This is a genomic window from Catenulispora yoronensis (assembly GCF_039531695.1).
Taxonomy (GTDB): domain Bacteria; phylum Actinomycetota; class Actinomycetes; order Streptomycetales; family Catenulisporaceae; genus Catenulispora; species Catenulispora yoronensis.
On the sequence record NZ_BAAAQN010000005.1, the window covers coordinates 67,232 to 85,240 of the forward strand.

15 protein-coding genes and 2 tRNA genes are annotated in these 18,009 nt (G+C 71.9%); 10 read left to right on the plus strand and 7 right to left on the minus strand.

The window, feature by feature from the left end; all coding sequences use genetic code 11:
* Positions 1–75: 75 nt before the first annotated feature.
* Positions 76–1,131: a mechanosensitive ion channel family protein gene (locus ABD481_RS05680; RefSeq protein WP_344664452.1), complete on the minus strand. Its 1,056-nt coding sequence runs from the start codon at positions 1,129–1,131 to the stop codon at positions 76–78.
* Positions 1,132–1,160: 29 nt separating this feature from the next.
* A complete protein-coding gene (locus ABD481_RS05685; protein WP_344664453.1) occupies positions 1,161–2,090 on the minus strand; it encodes an LLM class F420-dependent oxidoreductase in 930 nt (309 codons plus the stop codon).
* Positions 2,091–2,470: 380 nt separating this feature from the next.
* Between ABD481_RS05685 and ABD481_RS05690 the strand changes: the two genes are divergently transcribed.
* The 3 genes from ABD481_RS05690 (at position 2,471) to ABD481_RS05700 (ending at position 3,914) form a co-directional block, all read left to right on the plus strand.
* Entirely contained in the window at positions 2,471–3,013 is a 543-nt protein-coding gene (locus ABD481_RS05690) for an HNH endonuclease (protein ID WP_344664454.1), read from the plus strand.
* Positions 3,014–3,121: 108 nt separating this feature from the next.
* Entirely contained in the window at positions 3,122–3,538 is a 417-nt protein-coding gene (gene ctaJ / locus ABD481_RS05695) for an aa3-type cytochrome oxidase subunit CtaJ (RefSeq protein WP_344664455.1), read from the plus strand.
* Positions 3,525–3,914, plus strand: coding sequence for a DUF5130 family protein (locus tag ABD481_RS05700; protein WP_344664456.1), 390 nt, complete (start codon positions 3,525–3,527; stop codon positions 3,912–3,914). The genes ctaJ and ABD481_RS05700 overlap by 14 nt, the downstream gene beginning before the upstream one ends.
* Before the next feature lie 102 nt (positions 3,915–4,016).
* On the opposite strand, the gene pepN is transcribed toward ABD481_RS05700, so the two are convergent.
* A complete protein-coding gene (pepN, locus tag ABD481_RS05705) occupies positions 4,017–6,593 on the minus strand; it encodes an aminopeptidase N (RefSeq protein ID WP_344664457.1) in 2,577 nt (858 codons plus the stop codon).
* A 113-nt stretch (positions 6,594–6,706) separates the two neighbouring features.
* Between pepN and ABD481_RS05710 the strand changes: the two genes are divergently transcribed.
* Both ABD481_RS05710 and ABD481_RS05715 read left to right on the plus strand, forming a co-directional pair.
* On the plus strand, positions 6,707–7,342 hold the full coding sequence (locus tag ABD481_RS05710) for a mycothiol-dependent nitroreductase Rv2466c family protein (RefSeq protein ID WP_344664458.1): 636 nt from the start codon (positions 6,707–6,709) through the stop codon (positions 7,340–7,342).
* 152 nt (positions 7,343–7,494) lie between these two features.
* Positions 7,495–7,568 (plus strand) — tRNA-Pro (locus ABD481_RS05715).
* A 137-nt stretch (positions 7,569–7,705) separates the two neighbouring features.
* On the opposite strand, the gene ABD481_RS05720 is transcribed toward ABD481_RS05715, so the two are convergent.
* Complete coding sequence (locus tag ABD481_RS05720; protein ID WP_344664459.1) at positions 7,706–8,230, minus strand: hypothetical protein; 525 nt, start codon at positions 8,228–8,230, stop codon at positions 7,706–7,708.
* Positions 8,231–8,286: 56 nt separating this feature from the next.
* Between ABD481_RS05720 and ABD481_RS05725 the strand changes: the two genes are divergently transcribed.
* From ABD481_RS05725 to ABD481_RS05740, 4 genes are all read left to right on the plus strand, one after another.
* On the plus strand, positions 8,287–9,120 hold the full coding sequence (locus ABD481_RS05725) for an Fpg/Nei family DNA glycosylase (protein ID WP_344664460.1): 834 nt from the start codon (positions 8,287–8,289) through the stop codon (positions 9,118–9,120).
* A gap of 176 nt (positions 9,121–9,296) precedes the next feature.
* Positions 9,297–10,568: a PP2C family protein-serine/threonine phosphatase gene (locus ABD481_RS05730; RefSeq protein ID WP_344664461.1), complete on the plus strand. Its 1,272-nt coding sequence runs from the start codon at positions 9,297–9,299 to the stop codon at positions 10,566–10,568.
* 161 nt (positions 10,569–10,729) lie between these two features.
* Positions 10,730–10,800, plus strand: a tRNA-Gly gene (locus ABD481_RS05735).
* Positions 10,801–10,872: 72 nt separating this feature from the next.
* Positions 10,873–11,778: a hypothetical protein gene (locus ABD481_RS05740; protein ID WP_344664462.1), complete on the plus strand. Its 906-nt coding sequence runs from the start codon at positions 10,873–10,875 to the stop codon at positions 11,776–11,778.
* A gap of 81 nt (positions 11,779–11,859) precedes the next feature.
* On the opposite strand, the gene ABD481_RS05745 is transcribed toward ABD481_RS05740, so the two are convergent.
* The gene (locus ABD481_RS05745) at positions 11,860–12,333 is read right to left on the minus strand and encodes a ribose-5-phosphate isomerase (protein WP_344664463.1); all 474 of its coding nucleotides are present in this window, start codon (positions 12,331–12,333) and stop codon (positions 11,860–11,862) included.
* A gap of 168 nt (positions 12,334–12,501) precedes the next feature.
* Between ABD481_RS05745 and ABD481_RS05750 the strand changes: the two genes are divergently transcribed.
* A complete protein-coding gene (locus tag ABD481_RS05750; protein WP_344664464.1) occupies positions 12,502–13,932 on the plus strand; it encodes an aldehyde dehydrogenase family protein in 1,431 nt (476 codons plus the stop codon).
* A gap of 172 nt (positions 13,933–14,104) precedes the next feature.
* On the opposite strand, the gene ABD481_RS05755 is transcribed toward ABD481_RS05750, so the two are convergent.
* Together ABD481_RS05755 and ABD481_RS05760 are read right to left on the minus strand one after the other, a co-directional pair.
* The gene (locus tag ABD481_RS05755) at positions 14,105–14,830 is read right to left on the minus strand and encodes a DUF2625 domain-containing protein (RefSeq protein ID WP_344664465.1); all 726 of its coding nucleotides are present in this window, start codon (positions 14,828–14,830) and stop codon (positions 14,105–14,107) included.
* A gap of 121 nt (positions 14,831–14,951) precedes the next feature.
* On the minus strand, positions 14,952–17,984 hold the full coding sequence (locus ABD481_RS05760; protein ID WP_344664466.1) for a cell wall-binding repeat-containing protein: 3,033 nt from the start codon (positions 17,982–17,984) through the stop codon (positions 14,952–14,954).
* Between the last annotated feature and the right edge of the window lie 25 nt (positions 17,985–18,009).

The window sequence follows — 18,009 nt, forward strand, 5'->3', positions numbered from 1 at the left end:
CCGGGGGTCAACCGGTCGATGGACCCCGGTCGATGGAAGCCCTGGAACCTCGGCCGGCGGGCCCGGGCGGCCGGGTCAGGCCTCGGTGCTCAGGCCCGGCTCCACCGCCGCCCGCGCGGCGGGCAGCTGGTCCGGCCCGGGGGTCCCGGCGGCGGCCGGGACGCCGACCTTCACTCCGGCCTCGTCGAACTCGGTGATCAGCCGGCCGCGCAGCTCGCGCGCGACCTCGGCGCTGCGCCGCGCCGCCGTGCGCACCGACACCCGCATCATCATGTGGTCGCCCTCGATGGACTCGATGCCCGCGATGGTCGGCACCTCGGTCAGGAAGCTGTCCTTCCACTCCGGGTCGTCGAACATCTGGTGCGCGGCCCGGACCATCAGCTCCCGGACCTTGCCCGGGTTCTCGGTATAGGGGATCGGCACGTCGACGATCGCGCGGGAGTAGCCCTGCGACTGGTTCCCGATCCGCTTTATGGTGCCGTTGCGCACGTACCAGACCACACCGTCGTAGTCCCGCAGCTGGGTGATGCGCAGGCCCACGTCCTCCACGGTGCCCTTGGCGTCGCCGGCGTCGATGTAGTCGCCGACCCCGTACTGGTCCTCCATGATCATGAAGATGCCGGCCAGTAGATCGGTGACGACGTCGCGGGCCCCGAAGCCGATGGCGGCGCTTATCACGCCGACGCTGGCCAGGATCGGGCCGGTGGAGATGTGCAGCTGGTCGATGATCATCAGGGCCGCGATGATCATGATGGCGGCGCTGGCGATGCTGCTCAGCACCGAGCCCAGGGCCCGGGTGCGCTGCAACCGGCGCTCGGCGCCCATCAGCAGCCCGGCCTCCAGGAACCGGCCCGGCTTGGACTCCGCCCGCATCGCGGCCTTGTCCACCGCGCGGTGGATGAAGGTCAGCGTGATCTTCCGGATGACCAGCGCCACCACGATGATCGCCACGATGGTGATCACGTCGGTGACTATCGCGCCCGAGTGGTCGCTGAACCAGTTGCCCACGCTTCTGGTTTTCTCGCTCAGCGACGTGTCGGGAGTCGACGTCGGCGCGGCCGACGGGGCCGCGCTCTCGAAGGCGAAGGCGGGAACTGGGGCGGACACGGGGTTCGGGGCCTCACGAATCATCTGGACGACAGAACGAATCACCCGCCAGATTAGAGGATTCCGGCCCGAGGCAGGACTGCGGAGCCGATCAGCTCGACCTGGTCCAGATCCGCGAGGTCGAAGGTCCGCAGGTAGACGCGCCGGGTGCCGATCGCGTGATATTCACCAAGTCTCTCCAACAGCTGCTCCGGCGTGAACCGCAGGATCACCTGGTTCGGCGGAGTGATCCGGGCGATCGCCTCGGCCCGGCGTTCGATCTCGGCGTCGGTACGGCCGCAGGCCACGACCAGCGTCACCGACAGGGTCAGCGAGCCCGGATCGCGCCCGATCGCCGTGCACGCCTCGCGGACCCGGGTGTAGCTCTCGGCGACCTGGTCGGCCGGACGGAAGTTCGAGTTGTACTCGGTGGCGAACCGCGCGGCCAGCCGCGGGGTCCGCTCGGGCCCGCGGCCGCCGACGATGATCGGCGGATGCGGCCGCTGCGCCGGCTTGGGCAGCGCCGGGGAGTCGGCGAGCCGGTAGTGCGCGCCCTGGAAGGAATAGGTCTCCCCTTCCGGGGTGGCCCACAGGCCCTTGACGATCTCCAGCTGCTCCTCCAGCCGGTCGAACCGCTTCGCCGGGAAGGGGATCCCGTAGGCGGCGTGCTCCGCGGCGTCCCAGCCGGTGCCCAGGCCCAGCTCGACCCGGCCGCCGGACATCTGGTCCACCTGCGCCACCTGGATCGCCAGCGGGCCCGGCAGCCGGAAGGTCACCGGCGTCACCAGCGAGCCCAGCCGGATCCTCGTGGTCTCCCGGGCCAGGCCGGCCAGCGTGGTCCAGCAGTCGGTCGGGCCGGGCAGGCCGTCGCCGGTGCCGCCGCGCAGCACGTGGTCGGACCGGAAGAAGCCGCCGAAGCCGAGGTCCTCGGCGGCGCGCGCGACCCGGAGCAGGGTGTCGTAGGAAGCGCCCTGCTGCGGTTCGGTGAGAATGCGGAGATCCATGACGATCAGCCTTCCACGGTGCCCGCCGGCTGTTCCAGGGCGAGGGCCCTGCGAGGAAAGCCCGGAATGTCGGCGATTACCGGCCCCGCGGTTTTCCGGAAGAGGGAAGCGCGACATGCCCGCAGAACACTATGTCTTGTGGTCGAGCTGCGTTAACCCGCTCGTGACGCATGATTTTGAAGATGTGCGTGAAATCTGGTAGCGCGGGAACCACAACAGCGGACAGACTGGATCTACCCGTGAACCGATCCGCGGACAAGTGCTCCGACATGCACCGATGCCCCAGCTGAGCGTCAGTCGCATTGCGGGGTGGGCGAATGCGGGCCGGGAACGCTAGCTCCGGCGCGAGCCACGCGTCGGACTCGGTCAGGAGGCCATCAGTGCCGCACGCACTACTTTTGAACGCTTCGTATGAGCCGTTATGCGTCGTGAGCCAACGCCGCGCAGTGGTTCTGATCCTCAGCGACAAGGCCGTCACCCTTGAGGGATCCGGCGACCTGCTCCACGCGGCCACCTGGTCGATGCCCGCCCCCTCGGTGATCCGGCTGACCCGCTACATCAAGGTCCCGAACCGCCGGGCGGTACCGCTGACCCGCCGCGCGATCTTCGCGCGCGACGGCGGCCGGTGCGTCTACTGCGACGCCCCGGCGACCAGCATCGACCACGTGATACCGCGCTCGCGCGGCGGCCAGCACGCCTGGGACAACGTCGTCTCGGCCTGCCGCCGCTGCAACCATGTGAAGGCGGACCGTCCGTTCTCGGACCTGGGCTGGCGCATGCGCCGGGCCCCGGTGCAGCCGGCCGGTTCGGCTTGGCGGATCCTGTCCTCAGGAAGACAAGACCCGCGCTGGACGCCGTATTTGGAGGCGTATGGCGGCGACGCGAAGGGGTTCACGTTCGACGGCGCGTTCGCGGCCGCCTGACGTGCGCATCCTTTAGCCGGCACCGTGTTGTGGGCCGCCCCCGGAGCATCGGCTCCGGGGGCGGCCCCTGCTTTTCGAGCGTGAGGCCACGTCAGATACGGTGGAGGCGTGAAAACACCGACCATCCCCGATGCGCGCACGCGCCGGGCGTTGCGGGCGGCGACGGTTGGCGCTCTGGCGGCGGTGCCCCTGCTGCTCACGGCCCCGGCGTTCGCCCTGCACCGGGACGCCGGCGACGAACCGGGCCCCGGCATGTCCGCCGTCGCCACCATCCTCGTCTACATCGGCATCCCGCTGGCGATCTTCGTGGTGATCGCGCTGCTGGTGCTCGCCCCGTCGATCGCGCGCGGCAACCGGTACCGCCCGCACCAGCTCAGCTGGTGGGCCGCGCCGGTCTGGTTCGGCGGTCCCCGCGACGAGCACGGCGACGCCGCCGGCCGCGCGCTGACCGGCACCTCGCTCAAGGAGCTCACCGCGGTCGCCACGGTGGCCCAGACCGAGGGAGGCGCCAGTGCCCGCTGGTGACGCGTTCAGCGCCCGACAGGAACAGGACATCGCCAAGGCGATCGCCACCGCCGAGGCGCAGACCGGTCTGCGGTTCTCGGTCTACGTCGGCTCGGTCGAGGGCGACCTGCGGGCCCAGGCCCTGCGGTTGCAACGGCGGCTGGCCGACGCCGACCAGGCCGTGCTGGTGGTCGTCGACCCGCGGCGCAACCAGCTGGAGATCGTGACCGGCGTCGAGGCCAAGCGCCAGGTCGACGACCGGGCCGCGGCCCTGGCCGCGGCCGCGATGGCCTCCACGTTCGCGCTCGGCGACCTGGCCGGCGGCATCGTCAACGGGCTCGGCTCGCTGATGGAGCACGCGCAGAAGGCGCCGGTGCTGCACGGCGGGCAGCCGTAGAAGTTCGGAGAAGCAACCGGCAAGCAGAACGGAACGGCCCGGGCGGAGCTCCGCCCGGGCCGTTCCGTTCTTGCTTTTCGTGGATCGGCCGTCAGCCTCCGATCAGGCCGCCGACCGGTCCTTCTCCTGCGCCTTCAGGCACCGCGTGACGGTGTCCGCGGCCTCCACGATCAGGCGGCGCAGCGCCGGCACCGGCTGCGCGCCGTCCAGGAACTGCGCGGTGGCGTCCAGCGTGCCCTGCTCGATCACGAAGGTCGGGTACAGCCCGGTCGCGATCTGGGTGGCGATCTCGTGCGTGCGAGAGTTCCACACGCCCTCGACGGTCTCGAAGTACTTCGCGACGTAGGGCTTGAGCAGCTCCTCGCGCTTCTCGGCCGGCGTGGACTGGAACCCGCTGATCACCGAGGCCACGGTGTGGTTGGCCAGCGAGTCGCCCTCCACCACCGACGCCCAGGCCTCGGCCTTGGCCTCGGCGGTGGGCCGGGCGGCGCGGGCCTGGAGCGCGTAGCGCTCGCCGGTGGCCGTCTTGTCCCGCTCCAGCTCCGCCTCGATCTCCGGCAGGTCGGCCCGGCCGGAGACGACCAGGCTCAGCAGCAGGGTCCAGCGCATCTCGGTGTCGACGGTCAGGCCGGTGAGCTCCTGCGAGCCGTCCAGCAGCGCCGCGACGTAGTCCAGCTGCTCCTCGGTGCGGGCGGTGCCGGCGAAGGCGCGGGTCCAGGCCAGCTGGAAGTCCGAACCCGGCTCGGCGGCCTGCAGGTGCTGCCAGGAGGCGTCGGCCAGCTCGGCCTGCCCGGTCGGGCGCCAGGCCGGGTCGGCGAACAGCTCGACCGCCGACAGCGACTGGCGCTGCAACAGCTGCGCGACGCCGATGTCGCTCTCCCGGCCGACGCCGCCGAGCACCAGCTTGACGTAGTCGCGCGCGGCCAGCTCGGCGTTGCGGAGCATGTCCCAGGCCGCTCCCCAGCACAGGGTGCGCGGCAGCGGCTCGGCGAAGTCGCCGATGTGCGCCACCAGAGTCGCCATCGAGTGCTCGTCCAGGCGGATCCGGGCGTAGGTGAGGTCGTCGTCGTTGAGCAGCACCAGCGCCGGGCGGGCCTGGCCGATCAGCTCGGCCACCTCGGTGCGGGCGCCGGTGACGTCCAGCTCGACCCGGCCGGTGCGCACCAGGGCGCCGTCGACCAGGTTGTACAGGCCGATGGCCAGCCGGTGCGGGCGCAGCGTCGGGTACTGCTCGGAGAAGCCCTCCTGCTCCACCGCGAACGCGGTGAAGGCGCCGTCGGCGTCGACCTCGTAGACCGGGCGCAGGGTGTTCGGCCCGGCGGTCTCCAGCCAGAGCTTGGACCACTCCTTCAGGTCCCGGCCCGAGGTCTCCTCCAGCGCGCCGAGCAGGTCGGCCAGCGTGGTGTTGCCCCAGGCGTGGCGGTCGAAGTAGGTGCGGACGCCCTCGAAGAAGTGGTCGTCGCCGACCCAGGCCACCAGCTGCTTGAGCACCGAGGCGCCCTTGGCGTAGGTGATGCCGTCGAAGTTGACCATCACGTCGTCCAGGTCGCGGATCTCCGCGACGATCGGATGCGTGCTGGGCAGCTGGTCCTGGCGGTAGCCCCAGGTCTTCTCGCCGTTGGCGAAGGTGGTCCAGCCGTCCCGGAACCGGGTGGCCGCGACCATCGCGTAGAACGCGGTGAAGGTCGCGAACGACTCGTTCAGCCACAGGTCGTTCCACCACTGCATGGTGACCAGGTCGCCGAACCACATGTGCGCCATCTCGTGCAGGATGACCTCGGCGCGCTGCTCGTAGGCGGCGTCGGTGACCTTCGAGCGGAAGATCATCTCCTCGCGGAAGGTGACGCAGCCGGCGTTCTCCATCGCCCCGGCGTTGAACTCCGGCACGAACAGCTGGTCGTACTTGGCGAACGGGTAGTCGCGCCGGAACTTCTCCGTGAAGAAGTCGAAGCCCTGCCCGGTGACCTCGAAGATCTCCTCGGCACGCAGGTACTCGGCCAGCGAGGTGCGCACCGCCACCGCCATCGGGATCTTCTGGCCGCGCCCGGTCGTGTGCTCGGCCCGCGCCACGTGGTACTTCCCGGCGACCAGCGCCGTGATGTACGACGAGACGCGCGGGGTGGCCTCGAAGGCCCAGGCGGCGACCCCCTCGCCGCGGGCCTCCGGCGCCGGGGTCGGGGAGTTGGAGAAGACCTCCCAGCTCTCCGGCGCGGCCACGGTGAAGGCGAAGGTCGCCTTCAGGTCGGGCTGCTCGAACACCGCGAACACCCGGCGCGAGTCCGGGACCTCGAACTGCGTGTAGAGGTAGGCCTCGCCGTCGACCGGGTCGATCATCCGGTGCAGGCCCTCGCCGGTGTTCATGTAGGCGCAGTCGGCGACCACCCGCAGCTCGTTCTCGGCCTGCAGGTTGGCCAGCGCGATCCGGCTGTCCTTGAACGCCTCGGCCGGGTCGACGGCCTGGCCGTTGAGCGTGATCTCCCGCACGTTCGGTGCGATCAGGTCGATGAAGGTCGAGGCACCGGGAGTCCGCGCCCGGAACCGCACGGTCGTCTCGGACGGATAGGTCTTCGCTTCCGGATCGGGGGCGTCGGACCAGTCCAGCTGCACTTCGTAGGACTGGACGTCCAGCAGCGCCGCGCGCTCCTGGGCCTCCTCGCGGGTCAGATTGATACCGGGCACCCTTGCACGGCTCCTTGTCGCCTCGATGAATGGGTTCGTCATCGATCCTTGCACGACCGTCCAGTCGGACGCCTCCGGGATTACGCGCAGGTCCTCGGGTGTTGGGTCCGGGTATGAGCTCTCCGACCCCCGACAAGACCGCGTCCCGCGACGTGGCCGACTTCTGGTTCGATCCGCTGTGCCCCTGGGCCTGGATGACCTCCCGCTGGATGCTGGAGGTGGAGCGGACCCGGCCCGTGGACGTGCGCTGGCACGTCATGTCGCTCTCCGTGCTCAACGAGCACCGGGACGACCTGCCCGAGAAGTACCGCGAACTGCTGGACGCCGGCTGGGGCCCGGTCCGCGTGGTGACCGCCGCCCAGCAGGAGCACGGCGACGAGTTTGTGCTGCCGCTCTACACCGCTCTGGGCAACCGCCACCACCCCGGCGGCCGCCCGTACACCCGCGAGGTGATCGTCGAGGCCCTGGAGGAGGCCGGCCTGCCCGCCTCCCTGGCCGACGCCGTCGACACCGACCGGTACGACGAGGCCCTGCGCAAGTCCCACGCCGAGGGCATCGGCCTGGTCGGCCAGGACGTCGGCACCCCGGTGGTGGCGGTGAACGGCGTGGCCTTCTTCGGCCCCGTCGTCACCCCGGCGCCCAAGGGCGAGGCCGCCGGCAAGCTGTGGGACGGCTGCGTGCTGGTCGCCTCCACGCCGGGCTTCTTCGAGCTGAAGCGCACCCGGACTCAGGACCCGATCTTCGACTGACGGCGCGCCGATCGCGCTGATCGGTGTGTGAACAGCGCGATCGGTGCCCCCGGTCGCACCGCGGCGGGGATCGCGTCCCGATCCCCGCCGCGCAGCGGGAAAAGCCTCAGGACCGCGGGCGGATCGCAGTGCTAACCTGCTGTCGCGAGAACCGGGATGTGGCGCAGCTTGGTAGCGCGCGTGCTTTGGGGGCACGATGTCGCAGGTTCAAATCCTGTCATCCCGACTTGAGTGTACGAAGGCCCGTGAACCTCTGAGGTTCACGGGCCTTCGGCGTTTGTCGGCGCTGGCGATGCTGTCGGTGTTGTCGGCGCTGGCGCCGTCGCTGTTGTGCGTGCGGAGGGCTTTGTGCGTGCGGCGGCCTCACCAATCGCGTGGCCGGGAGACGTCGCGGGCGCGCATGGCCTTCGCCGGGCCGAGACGGTTGGCCGAGGGGGAGCCGCCGTCGTAGAGGGAGCGGTCGCCGCCCCGGTTCGGGCCTTCGGCCTTGCCCTCGCCGCGGCCGCGCCGCTGCGCCGGGTTCGAGCCCTGGCCGGTCGCGGTCTGTCCGCCGGATCCGCCCGGTCCGCCCGGTCCGCCCGGTCCGCCTGGTCCGCCCGAGCCGCGTTCCCGGCCGCCCTGGGCCTCCGCGGTCCTGGCGGCGGCCTTCGCGCCGTCGGTCTCGCTCGCCGGTCCCCGTTGACCCGCCTGTGTCGCCTGTGCCGCCGCTCCGGTCTGCCCCGCCTGTCCCACCGGTCCCGGGACGACGGATCGCGGCGGGGCCGGCTTCGGGCGGGCTGTGGGGACCGCCCGGGTCTCCGGCTGGGCCCGGCGGCCGTGGCGCGCGGCGGCGGGACCGTGCTCCCCGGGCTTGGGGCCGTTCTTGCGGCCGAGGCTCTCAATGGTCATCGGGCTTCCGCCTTCGTCATGATCGAGTGTCGGTGGGGACGCGTAGTGTCTTTGGTATGCCCGAAGGTCACGTGATTCACCGTCTTGCCGGCAAACTCGACGCCGTGTTCACCCCCGAACTCACTACTGAATCGCCGTTGTCCGAGGTCACGAGCCCACAAGGGCGCTTCGACGCGGGGGCGAAGCTGGTCGCGGAGCTGCCGTACACCGGTTCGGAAGCGCACGGAAAGCACCTTTTCCTGGGATTCGGCGCCGACCGCTGGATCCATGTCCACCTCGGGCTGTACGGGAAGTTCGCGGTCAGCGAGGAGCCGCCCGGGCCGGTGGTGGGGCAGGTGCGGGTGCGGCTGGTCGGCAAGTCCGGGCACGCCGATCTGCGCGGCGCCTCGGCCTGCGACCTGTACGGGCCCGACGAGCGCCGGGCGATGCTGCGCAAGCTGGGGCCGGATCCGCTGCGCGCGGACGCCGAGCCGGACCTGGCCTGGCGCAAGGTCTCGAACAGCTCGCTGACCGTCGCCGAGCTGCTGATGGAGCAGTCGGTGCTGTCCGGCGTCGGCAACGTCTACCGGGCCGAGGTGCTGTTCCGGGCTGGGATCGACCCCTACCGCAAGGGCCGGGACCTGGTCCGGGAGCAGTGGGACGGGATGTGGGACGACCTGGTGGCGCTGATGGCCGAGGGGGTGCGGCTGGGGCGGATCGACACCGTGCACCCGGAGCACACGCCGGAGGCGATGGGGCGGCCGCCGCGCAAGGACGACCACGGCGGCGAGGTCTACGCCTACCGCCGCACCGGGCAGCCGTGCCTGGTGTGCGAGACGCCGATCGCGACCGCCGGGGTGCGCGACCGGAACCTGTTCTGGTGCCCGGGGTGCCAGAAGCCCGGCTCCTGAGCCGCGCGGACCGGGGCGCCGCCGACCCGCGCCGACCCGTCGCCGACGCCCCGGTACCGACAGCGTCCTGACAACCGCGGGCGGCGGCCACGCCTGCGCCCGGGCCTCCGCCGCGCACCGTGACGCGTGATGATCGGAGGGTGACGAACGGGGCGTCCTCCCGATATGGTTCGCCCATGACCGCGGACTCGGGGAATGGGCGGTCCGGCGGGCGAGCGGCCTCCGGGCGACGCCGTCGCTTCGGCGACGGCCGCTTCGGGGACGGCAGGATCGGCCGGTGGATCACCGACCACGCCATGGCCTCCGATCTCTACCTGCTGCCGGCCCTGGGCATGGTGGCCGTCGGCTTCGGCATGCTGACCGTGGCCTTCCCCGAGGGCTGGACGCCGGCCATGCTGGCGCTGCCGGTGCTGGCCGGCGGGCTGCTGATGAAGCTGCGCGGGCAGCTGCTCCTGCTCGTGGTCTGCATCACCGTGCTGGTGGCGGTGTCCTACCACCGCGAGCGGGCCGGCGTGGCCTTCGGCGCCGCCCTGGCGGTGTTCGCGACGGCGGCGCTGGTGATACTGACTTCCCGCTCCCGCCTGCGTCTGGGCGTCCAGGGCACCCGCGGCGAGGCGATGCTGTTCGACCTGCGCGAGCGCCTGCGCGCCCAGGGCCTGATCCCGCGCCTGCCGCCGGACTGGCACGTCGACATGTCCATCCGCTCCGCCGGCGGCCAGTCCTTCGCCGGCGACTTCCTCATCGCGGCCCTGTCCCACCCCGCCTTCCCGGCGCCCCGCCGCCCCGAGCCGGCCGAGGCCGCCGCCGTCCCCGCCGCCGCGGCCGCGGCCCTGCTCGCCGGCGACCACCTCGACACCGAGCACCCCGACCCCGACGACCCGCACGCCCACGGCCACACCCTGGAACTCGGCCTGGTCGACGTCAGCGGCAAGGGCCTGGCCGCCGGCACCCGCGCCCTGCTGCTCTCCGGCGCCTTCGGCGGCCTGCTCGGCACCGTGCCCTCCCGCGACTTCCTGACCGCCGCGAACAAGTACCTGCTGCGCCAGGACTGGGACGAGGGCTTCGCCACCGCGGTGCACCTGGTGGTCGAACTGGAAACCGGCCACTACCGCTTCCACAGCGCGGGCCACCCCCCGATCGCCCGCCTCACCGCCAAGACCGGCCGCTGGTCCACCGAGGAGGCCGACGGCCCCCTGCTCGGCATCCTCGACGACGCCGAGTTCCCGGCCACCGAAGGCTGCCTCGACCGCGGCGACGCCCTCCTGCTGTTCACCGACGGCCTCGTCGAACGCCCCGGCCGCGACCTCGAAGAAGGCCTCGACCGCCTCCTCGGGGCCGCCGAGACCCGCCTCACCTCCGGCTTCACCGGCGGCGCCGACCGCCTGATCAACGAGGTGGCCGCCAACGTGAACGACGACCGGGCCCTGGTCGTGGTCTGGCGGACGTGAGCGGCGGCGCGCGAGCGATGTTGCCCGGCCGGGGATGCGGGGCCGATGGTGCGGGGCCGGTGGTGCGGGGCCGCGATGGGAACCGGGGTGAGAACCGGGGTGAGAACCGGGCACCGAGTGTGCCAAGATAGACGCACGCGCGACTCTTCGGGGCCGCGGGTGCGGATGTAGCTCAATGGTAGAGTCTCTGCCTTCCAAGCAGATTGTGCGGGTTCGATTCCCGTCATCCGCTCTCTGTACTGCAAGCCCAGCCCGGCGTTGATCGCCCGAGCTGGGCTTTCGGCATCTTCGGGGTGGGGAACAAATGAACAGAATCTTCGCAGCAGTATCCGGTGCCGCCGTGCTTCTTCTCGCGGCGTGCTCCTCGGGATCAGGGCAGAAAGCGGCCGGGTCGCAGTCTTCGACGACGGTCGGCGGGGTCGCCACCACGCGCGCGACCAGTGCGACCAGCGCGACCAGCGCGACCAGCGCGGCGACGTCCGGCAGTTCGTCCCCTGCCACGACGTCTTCCTCCAGCAGCGCCTCCGCCGGTGGCGGGGACGGCACCGTCGCGTTCGCGGCGGCGGTGGCGGCGACGTTGAAGGCTGACGCGCATGTCGCCGAGAGCATCAAGCTCAGTGTGGCCGGGCAGCCGGACACGCCGGCGGTGAGCATTGTCGGCGGGTACGACATGGCGGCCGGGACGGGGCAGTTGGTGGCGACTCTGGGGTCTGCGAACGCCACGGAGGTGTTCACCGCCGACAGCATCTTCATCAAGTCGGTGGTGCAGGGCAGCACCTCGCAGTGGGTGAAGGTCCCGCGGTCCAAGGTGGTCGCGCACTACCTGTTCCGGACGCCCGGGAACGATCCCGCCGCTTTCGTGCGGCAGGTCGGGGGGTTGGAGAACGTGAAGTCGGTCGGTACGCAGACGGTGCGTGGCGTGTCCATGACGCAGTACCGCGGTGACTATCCGCGCAGCGCGGTCTCGGAGTTCGTCGCTACTGACAAGCGTGGTGAGATCGACTCCATGGCGTCGGAGATCGGGCCCTTCTACGCCGACGTGTGGGTCGATCCGTCCGGGCGCATCGGGCGGATTCTGGTCCAGTACAAGGCGGAGGGCCTGTCGTCCGTCACCCAGTTCGACCTGACGTATCCGGGTGAGCCGGCGCCGGCCGCGCCCAAGGACTTCGGGAACGGTACCGGGGACACCCAGGGGATCCTCCTCGGCTGAAGCTCCCCCCGGTGCCGAGGGCCGCTGTCGTGGCTCTCGGCACCCCGTCCGGCACCCCTCGGTCTTCCTCGGCGTAACCGGTCAGCTGGCCGGCAGCGCGGGGAGGTCGCCGGTCTTCTCGTAGGCGCTCATCATGTCGATGCGGCGGACGTGGCGCTCCTCGTTGGAGAACGGGGTGGTGATGAAGACCTCGACGAACTTCGTGGCCTCGTCCTCGGTGTGCATGCGGGCGCCGACGCTGATCACGTTGGCGTTGTTGTGCTCGCGGCCCAGGCGGGCGGTCTCCTCGCTCCAGGCGAGGGCGGCGCGGATGCCGTCGACCTTGTTGGCGGCGATGGCCTCGCCGTTGCCGGAGCCGCCGATGACGATGCCGAGGGCGGCGGGGTCGGCGGCGGTCCTGGCGGCGGCCAGCATCACGAACGGGGGGTAGTCGTCCTGGGCGTCGAAGGCGTGCGGGCCGCAGTCCACTGCTTCGTGGCCGGCGGCGGTCAGCCAGGAGACGAGGTGGTTCTTCAGGTCGTAGCCGGCGTGGTCGCTGCCGAGGTAGATGCGCATATGGACGATTATCCCATCCGGGGGCGGGGCGGCCGAACGAGTCACCCGTTCGGCCCACGGCGGGTGAGCAACGACACGGCCGCCGACCCTCAGGTGTTCTTGTGCCCTCCGGCGGACGGCGCTAGCGTCCGCATAAATTCCCACCGCTAGTTTCCGGGACGGCCCCTCATGAGCACGCTCACCTTCACCGACCAGTACATCGGCGGCAAGTGGATCCCCTCGGCCTCCGCCACGACGCTCGACGTCGTCAACCCCGCGACCGAGGAGGTGCTCGCCGTGGTGCCGGCCGGCGGCGCCGCGGACGTGGACGCCGCCGTGGCCGCCGCGCGCACGGCGGCCCGGGCCTGGGGCGCCACCGCCAAGGCCGAGCGGCTGGAGCTGCTCGGGCGGCTGGTCGCCGGGCTGGCGGCGGCGCGGGAGGAGATCGCCGGGACAGTGACCGCCGAGCTCGGGGCCCCGATCGGCTTCTCCAGGTCTGTGCAGGCCGGGCTGCCGCTCGGGGTGGCCGACAGCTATCTGCGGATCCTGGCCGACTACGAGTTCGAAGAGACCGTCGGGCACTCGACCGTGCTCCACGAGCCGGTCGGCGTCGTCGCGGCCATCACGCCGTGGAACTACCCGCTGCACCAGATCGTCGCCAAGGTGGTGCCGGCGCTGGCCGCGGGCTGCGTCGTGGTGCTCAAGCCGGCCGAGGACACGCCGCTGGTCGCCCGGCTGTTCGCGCGCCTGGTCGACGAGGCCGGATTCCCGCCCGGCGTGTTCAACCTGGTCGTCGGCACCGGGGCGGCGGCCGGCGCGGCGCTGGCCGCGCATCCGGACGTCGACGCGGTCTCCTTCACCGGCTCCACCGCGGTCGGCCGCCTCATCGCCGAGGAGGCGGGGCGCGGCGTGAAGCGGGTGACGCTGGAGCTCGGCGGCAAGTCCGCCTGTGTCGTGCTGCCCGGCGCGGACCTGTCGAAGGCCGTGACCGCCGCCGTCGCCAACGTCTTCGCCAACTCCGGCCAGACCTGCTCGGCCTGGACCCGCCTGCTGGTCCCCGACGAGCACTACACCGAGGCGCTGGCGATCGCCGCCGAGGCCGCCGCCAAGTACGTCCCCGGAGACCCGGCCGCGGCCGAGACCCGGGTCGGGCCGCTGGTCAACGCCAAGCAGCTGGACCGGGTCCGCGGCTATCTCAACGACGCCGTGGCCGAGGGTGCCCGCGTCGTGGTCGGCGGCGCGCAGCCGCCGGAGGACCTGGCCGCCGGCTTCTACGTCCGGCCGACCATCCTGGCCGACGTCACCACCGACATGGCCGTGGCCCGCGAGGAGATCTTCGGGCCGGTGATCTCGGTGATGTCCTTCCACGACGCCGAGGACGCGCTGCGCATCGCCAACGCCACCGACTACGGCCTGGCCGGCGCGGTGTGGGCGGCCGACGACGCCGAGGCCGTGGCGTTCGCGCGCCGCATGGACACGGGACAGATCGACATCAACGGCGGCCGGTTCAACCTCGCCGCGCCCTTCGGCGGCTACAAGGGGTCCGGCATCGGCCGCGAGTTGGGGCGCTACGGGCTGGAGGAGTATCTCCAGACGAAGTCGCTCCAGTTCCGCGCCTGAGCCACGCCGGTTCCGGCTCTGATCCGCCTCTGATCCGCCTCTGATCGCGCGCGATCCGCGCCCGATCGGGTCCCGATCCCTATCCGATCCGCCCGGCTTCGCGCCCCGCGGGCTCGGCATGGACACATCCTGCCGAGCCCGCCGAGCCCTGATCACGAAGATCAGAGCCCGATCACACCTTCCCGAGGAAACCCGGATCCATCGTCCCGAACTGCCGCGCGAAGTCCATGGACATCCCCAGCACCTCGCCCATCGGCACAGCCCGCCGAGCCGTCGCCTTCAGATCCTCCTGGGCTTCCTTGCTCCACAGGTACGGATACACCGTGATGCCCTGCGTCGGCCCGGCCGCCGCGACCTCTTCCTGCCAGCCGTCCCATCGCAGGTGGCTGTAGAACTCCGCGACGTTCCCGGCCAGCAGCCACTGGATCCACGCCGAGTGGCCCACCCCTAGCGCCTCCCACTCCAGGGAGTCCGGCGCGAAGTACGTCATCTGCCCCGGGTCCCCGGGCCGCCCCTCGGCGGCCGGGTCGCCGCCGTTCAGCGCGAACACCCCGCCGAGCACGTCGTGGCCGACCACCAGGCCGCTCGACGGCCGCCAGCCGGGATCGAACTCCTCGGGGAAGCCGTTCACCCGGGCCAGGCTCGGCAGCGCGCCGTCCCGCCCCGAACCGCCGCCGTACACCCGCACCCAGCCGTGGTCCAGCACCAGGCCGCCGCAGTTCAGCGTCACGGCTCCCAGCATCGACCGCGCGGTGACCTGGAGTTGCAGCAGGCCGCGCCGGCTCTCGCCCGGATCGGCGGCCGGGGCAGTCACCGGTGTCGCGCACGCTTCTATCATCGTCAGCAGTTCCGGCCAGGCCGGATCCGCGACCTCCGTCAGCTCATTGAGTTCACGCATTCGAGGATGATGGCAGACCCCCGTTCGGTCGCCGAGGCCGGGGGAGTTACTGCGAGTAAACGGCGACGAAAGGCGAGGGACCGCCCCCGGCGACTGCCGGGAACGGTCCCTGTGGCCCTGCCTAGCGGACGACGTGACCGCCGACCGCGCCGGCGACCTGGTTCATGACCGCGTCCGTGACCGCGACCGGGCCACCGAAGATGTCGACGACGCCGCCGTTGCTCAGCGCATGCGAGAGCCCTTGCAGCGCCTTGGCGGTGTACGGCGACAGCCCCTTCGGGTCGGTCAGCAGCAGCGGGCTGTCCGACCGGGCCAGCAGCGCCGCGCCGGTGAGGGCGTCGGCGAAGGCGGTGCCGGTGGCCACGCCCGCGATCTGCGGGCGCGTGAACGCCGCGGCGACCCGGGACGCGGTGTCGTACCGGTCCTTGCCGGGGAAGGTCACCAGGTTCTGGAACCCGGCGATCGACTTGGACGCCTGGACGCCGATGGCGGCCACGTTCATGACGTGGTTGTCCATGTAGCTGAAGGCGGCCGGCGGCAGCTTGGTGTCGTCGGTCAGCAGGATCGCCGCCGGCTTGCCGTCGGCGGTGAAGATGTCCGAGGCGTACGGCCCGGCCGCCAGCGCGTCCGGGAAGTCCCGGCCGGTGGCCAGCACCACGTTGGTGGGGCTGCCCATGGCCTGCGCGATCGCCACCGAGGTGGTGTAGCGGGTGTCGCCGAAGATGCGGTGGACCTGGCCGGCCGGCAGCTTCAGCGCGGCCAGCACCGCCGGGGTCACCGCCTTCTCGCCGCCCAGCACGTAGACCTGGCCGCCGGGGGCCAGCACCCGCTTGATCTCGTTCGCCACGCCCGGGTCGAGCGCGGTGCTCGGGGTGAGCAGCAGCGGCGCGTTGATCTGCTTGGCGAACGGGACGCCGGCCAGCGCGTCCGGGAAGGTGCCGCCGGTGGCCAGCACGACCGCCGGGGCCGAGTGGTCGGTCGGGAACGCCTTCTTCGACACCGCGATGGCGGTCTCGTACCGCGTGCTGCCCCAGACCCGCGTCACCGCCGGGCCGGCGGTGGCCGGCGCGGCCGGGGCCTTCTGCGCCGCCAGGGCGGCGACGAAGCCGGCGTTGGGCGAGCCCAGGCCGGTGGCGGTGTCGTAGCCGGGGGTGGCGGTCAGCGAGTTGTCCAGGCCGACCTGGTACAGCGTGCCCAGGCTGGCGCCGCCGGCGGTCCGCATGCCCTCGGTGACGCCCGGGCGGGCGGTCACGTCGTGGAACGCGCCCGCGTTCAGCGAGTACAGCGCCGGGTTGACGAACCCGAGCGAGTGGCCGGCCGCCTCCCGGGCGTTCGCCAGCACCGCGGCGAACTCCGGAGCGGCGACCGAGGTCCCGCCCGCGCCGAACCGGGTCCAGTTGCCCTTGTCGTCGGTCATGCCGACCTGGACGGCGGTCGCCACCGACCCGTTCATCGCCACGTCCGGGACCACGCGCATCGGCCGGGCCGCGGTCTGCCCCGAGGCCTCCGTGGTGGCCAGCGCGGTCGGCACCTTGCCGGCCTGGTACCAGGGCTGGGGCTCGTCCTCGGACGTGCCGCCGCCGCCCCCGAAGTAGAACGGGATGCTGCCCGGGACGGCCACGCCGCCGGTGACCTTGGTCCAGTTCGCCGCCCCGGGGTTGGCCGTCGCCTTGCGGTCGCCCATGGCGACTTCCCAGGCGTAGTCGCCGGCCGCGTTCTTGGTGGCCAGCGTGGTGCCGCCGACCGCGGTCACCCACTGCGAGCTGGCCGGCCACTCGGCCTGCCGGCGCGAGGAGTTGCCGTTGCAGTTGACCGCGCCGCCGGCCTTGTTGGCCGGGTCGTCGTCGCCGCAGTCGCCGCTGGAGAACAGGAAGCTGATGCCCTCGGCCGCGCCCTGCTGGAAGATCCGGTCGTACTGGGAGACGACCGCGGGGTCCTGGTCGCCGTTGGTCGAGTGCAGGATCTCGCCCCAGGAGTTGGACACCACGTCGGCCAGGTGCTGGTCGACGATCTTCTGCTCGGCGGCCATCAGGTCCTGGTCGGTGCAGGAGTTCGCGCCGACGTAGACGATGTTGGCGTCCGGGGCCAGCCCGTGCGCCATCTCGACGTCCAGGGCCTCCTCGTCGGCCGCCGACGGGCACATGCCGTCGGTGGTGTGGGTCCAGGCGGCCTTGTTCACGACCTCGCTGTACTGCCCGGCCTTGAACGCCGGGGTGCCGTCGCCGACGCCGGACGCCCACTTGGCGACGTCGCCGGCCATGGTCGGGCTGGCCCACCAGTCGACGATCGCGATGGTCGCGCCCTTGCCGGTCTTGCCGGCCGCGGTCAGGCCGTAGGCCTGGCGCAGCTGCGCGGGACCGTACTGGCAAGGCAGGATCGGGATGTTCGCGCCGTTGCTGCCGGCCGGGTAGCCGGTCACGCTCTGCGAGCCCCAGAAGTCGCCGCAGCCGGAGGCCGGGGCGTTGGACGCCGCCGCGGTGACGCCGTTGGTGCTCGGCGCGGTCGTGCCGGTGCCGCTGCCGGCGGTCCTGGTGTCGGGGTCGACCCGGGTGGAGTTCACGTGCACCGCGGTCGTGGCCTGCGCCAGGCCGGTGACGCCGGTGACGTAGTCGGCGACCGCGGCCGGGACCACGGCGGCCGAGGAGGCGGCGTAGCCGACGGAGCCGTCGGGCCGCTGGTAGTTCTTCATCTGGGTGCCGAAGGCCCGCTGCACGGCGGCCGGCTCGCCCTTGGCGTCGATCCAGTTGGTGTTGACCGACACCACGCTCAGGCCGGCGTCCTGGAGCCACTTCTGCACCGCGGCGATCTGCGCCGGGGTGGCCCCGAACTGCTGCTTGACCTGGTCCGGGGTCAGGAAGTGCCCGTAGTCGGGGCTGGTCGGGTCGTTGACGGCGCGCGCGAACGCGGCCAGCCCGTCGGAGTCCTGCCCGGTGAGGAACACGCGCGTGGTGATGCTCTGCGAGGCCGGGACCGCGCCGCGGTCCTTGTCGGCGGTGGCCCACGACGGGTGGGCGTTGTTCAAGGTCTTGTCGTTGTGCTTGCTGTGCTGCGTGTCGTCGGCTTGAGCCGGCATGGCCTGCGCGGCTGCGGCGACCACGGCTATCGCCCCCGTGGCGAGCGCCTGGACACGCCGCCGGTGTGCGGCGTTCGGCATGAAAGAAGTCCCTTTCCCCTGTGTG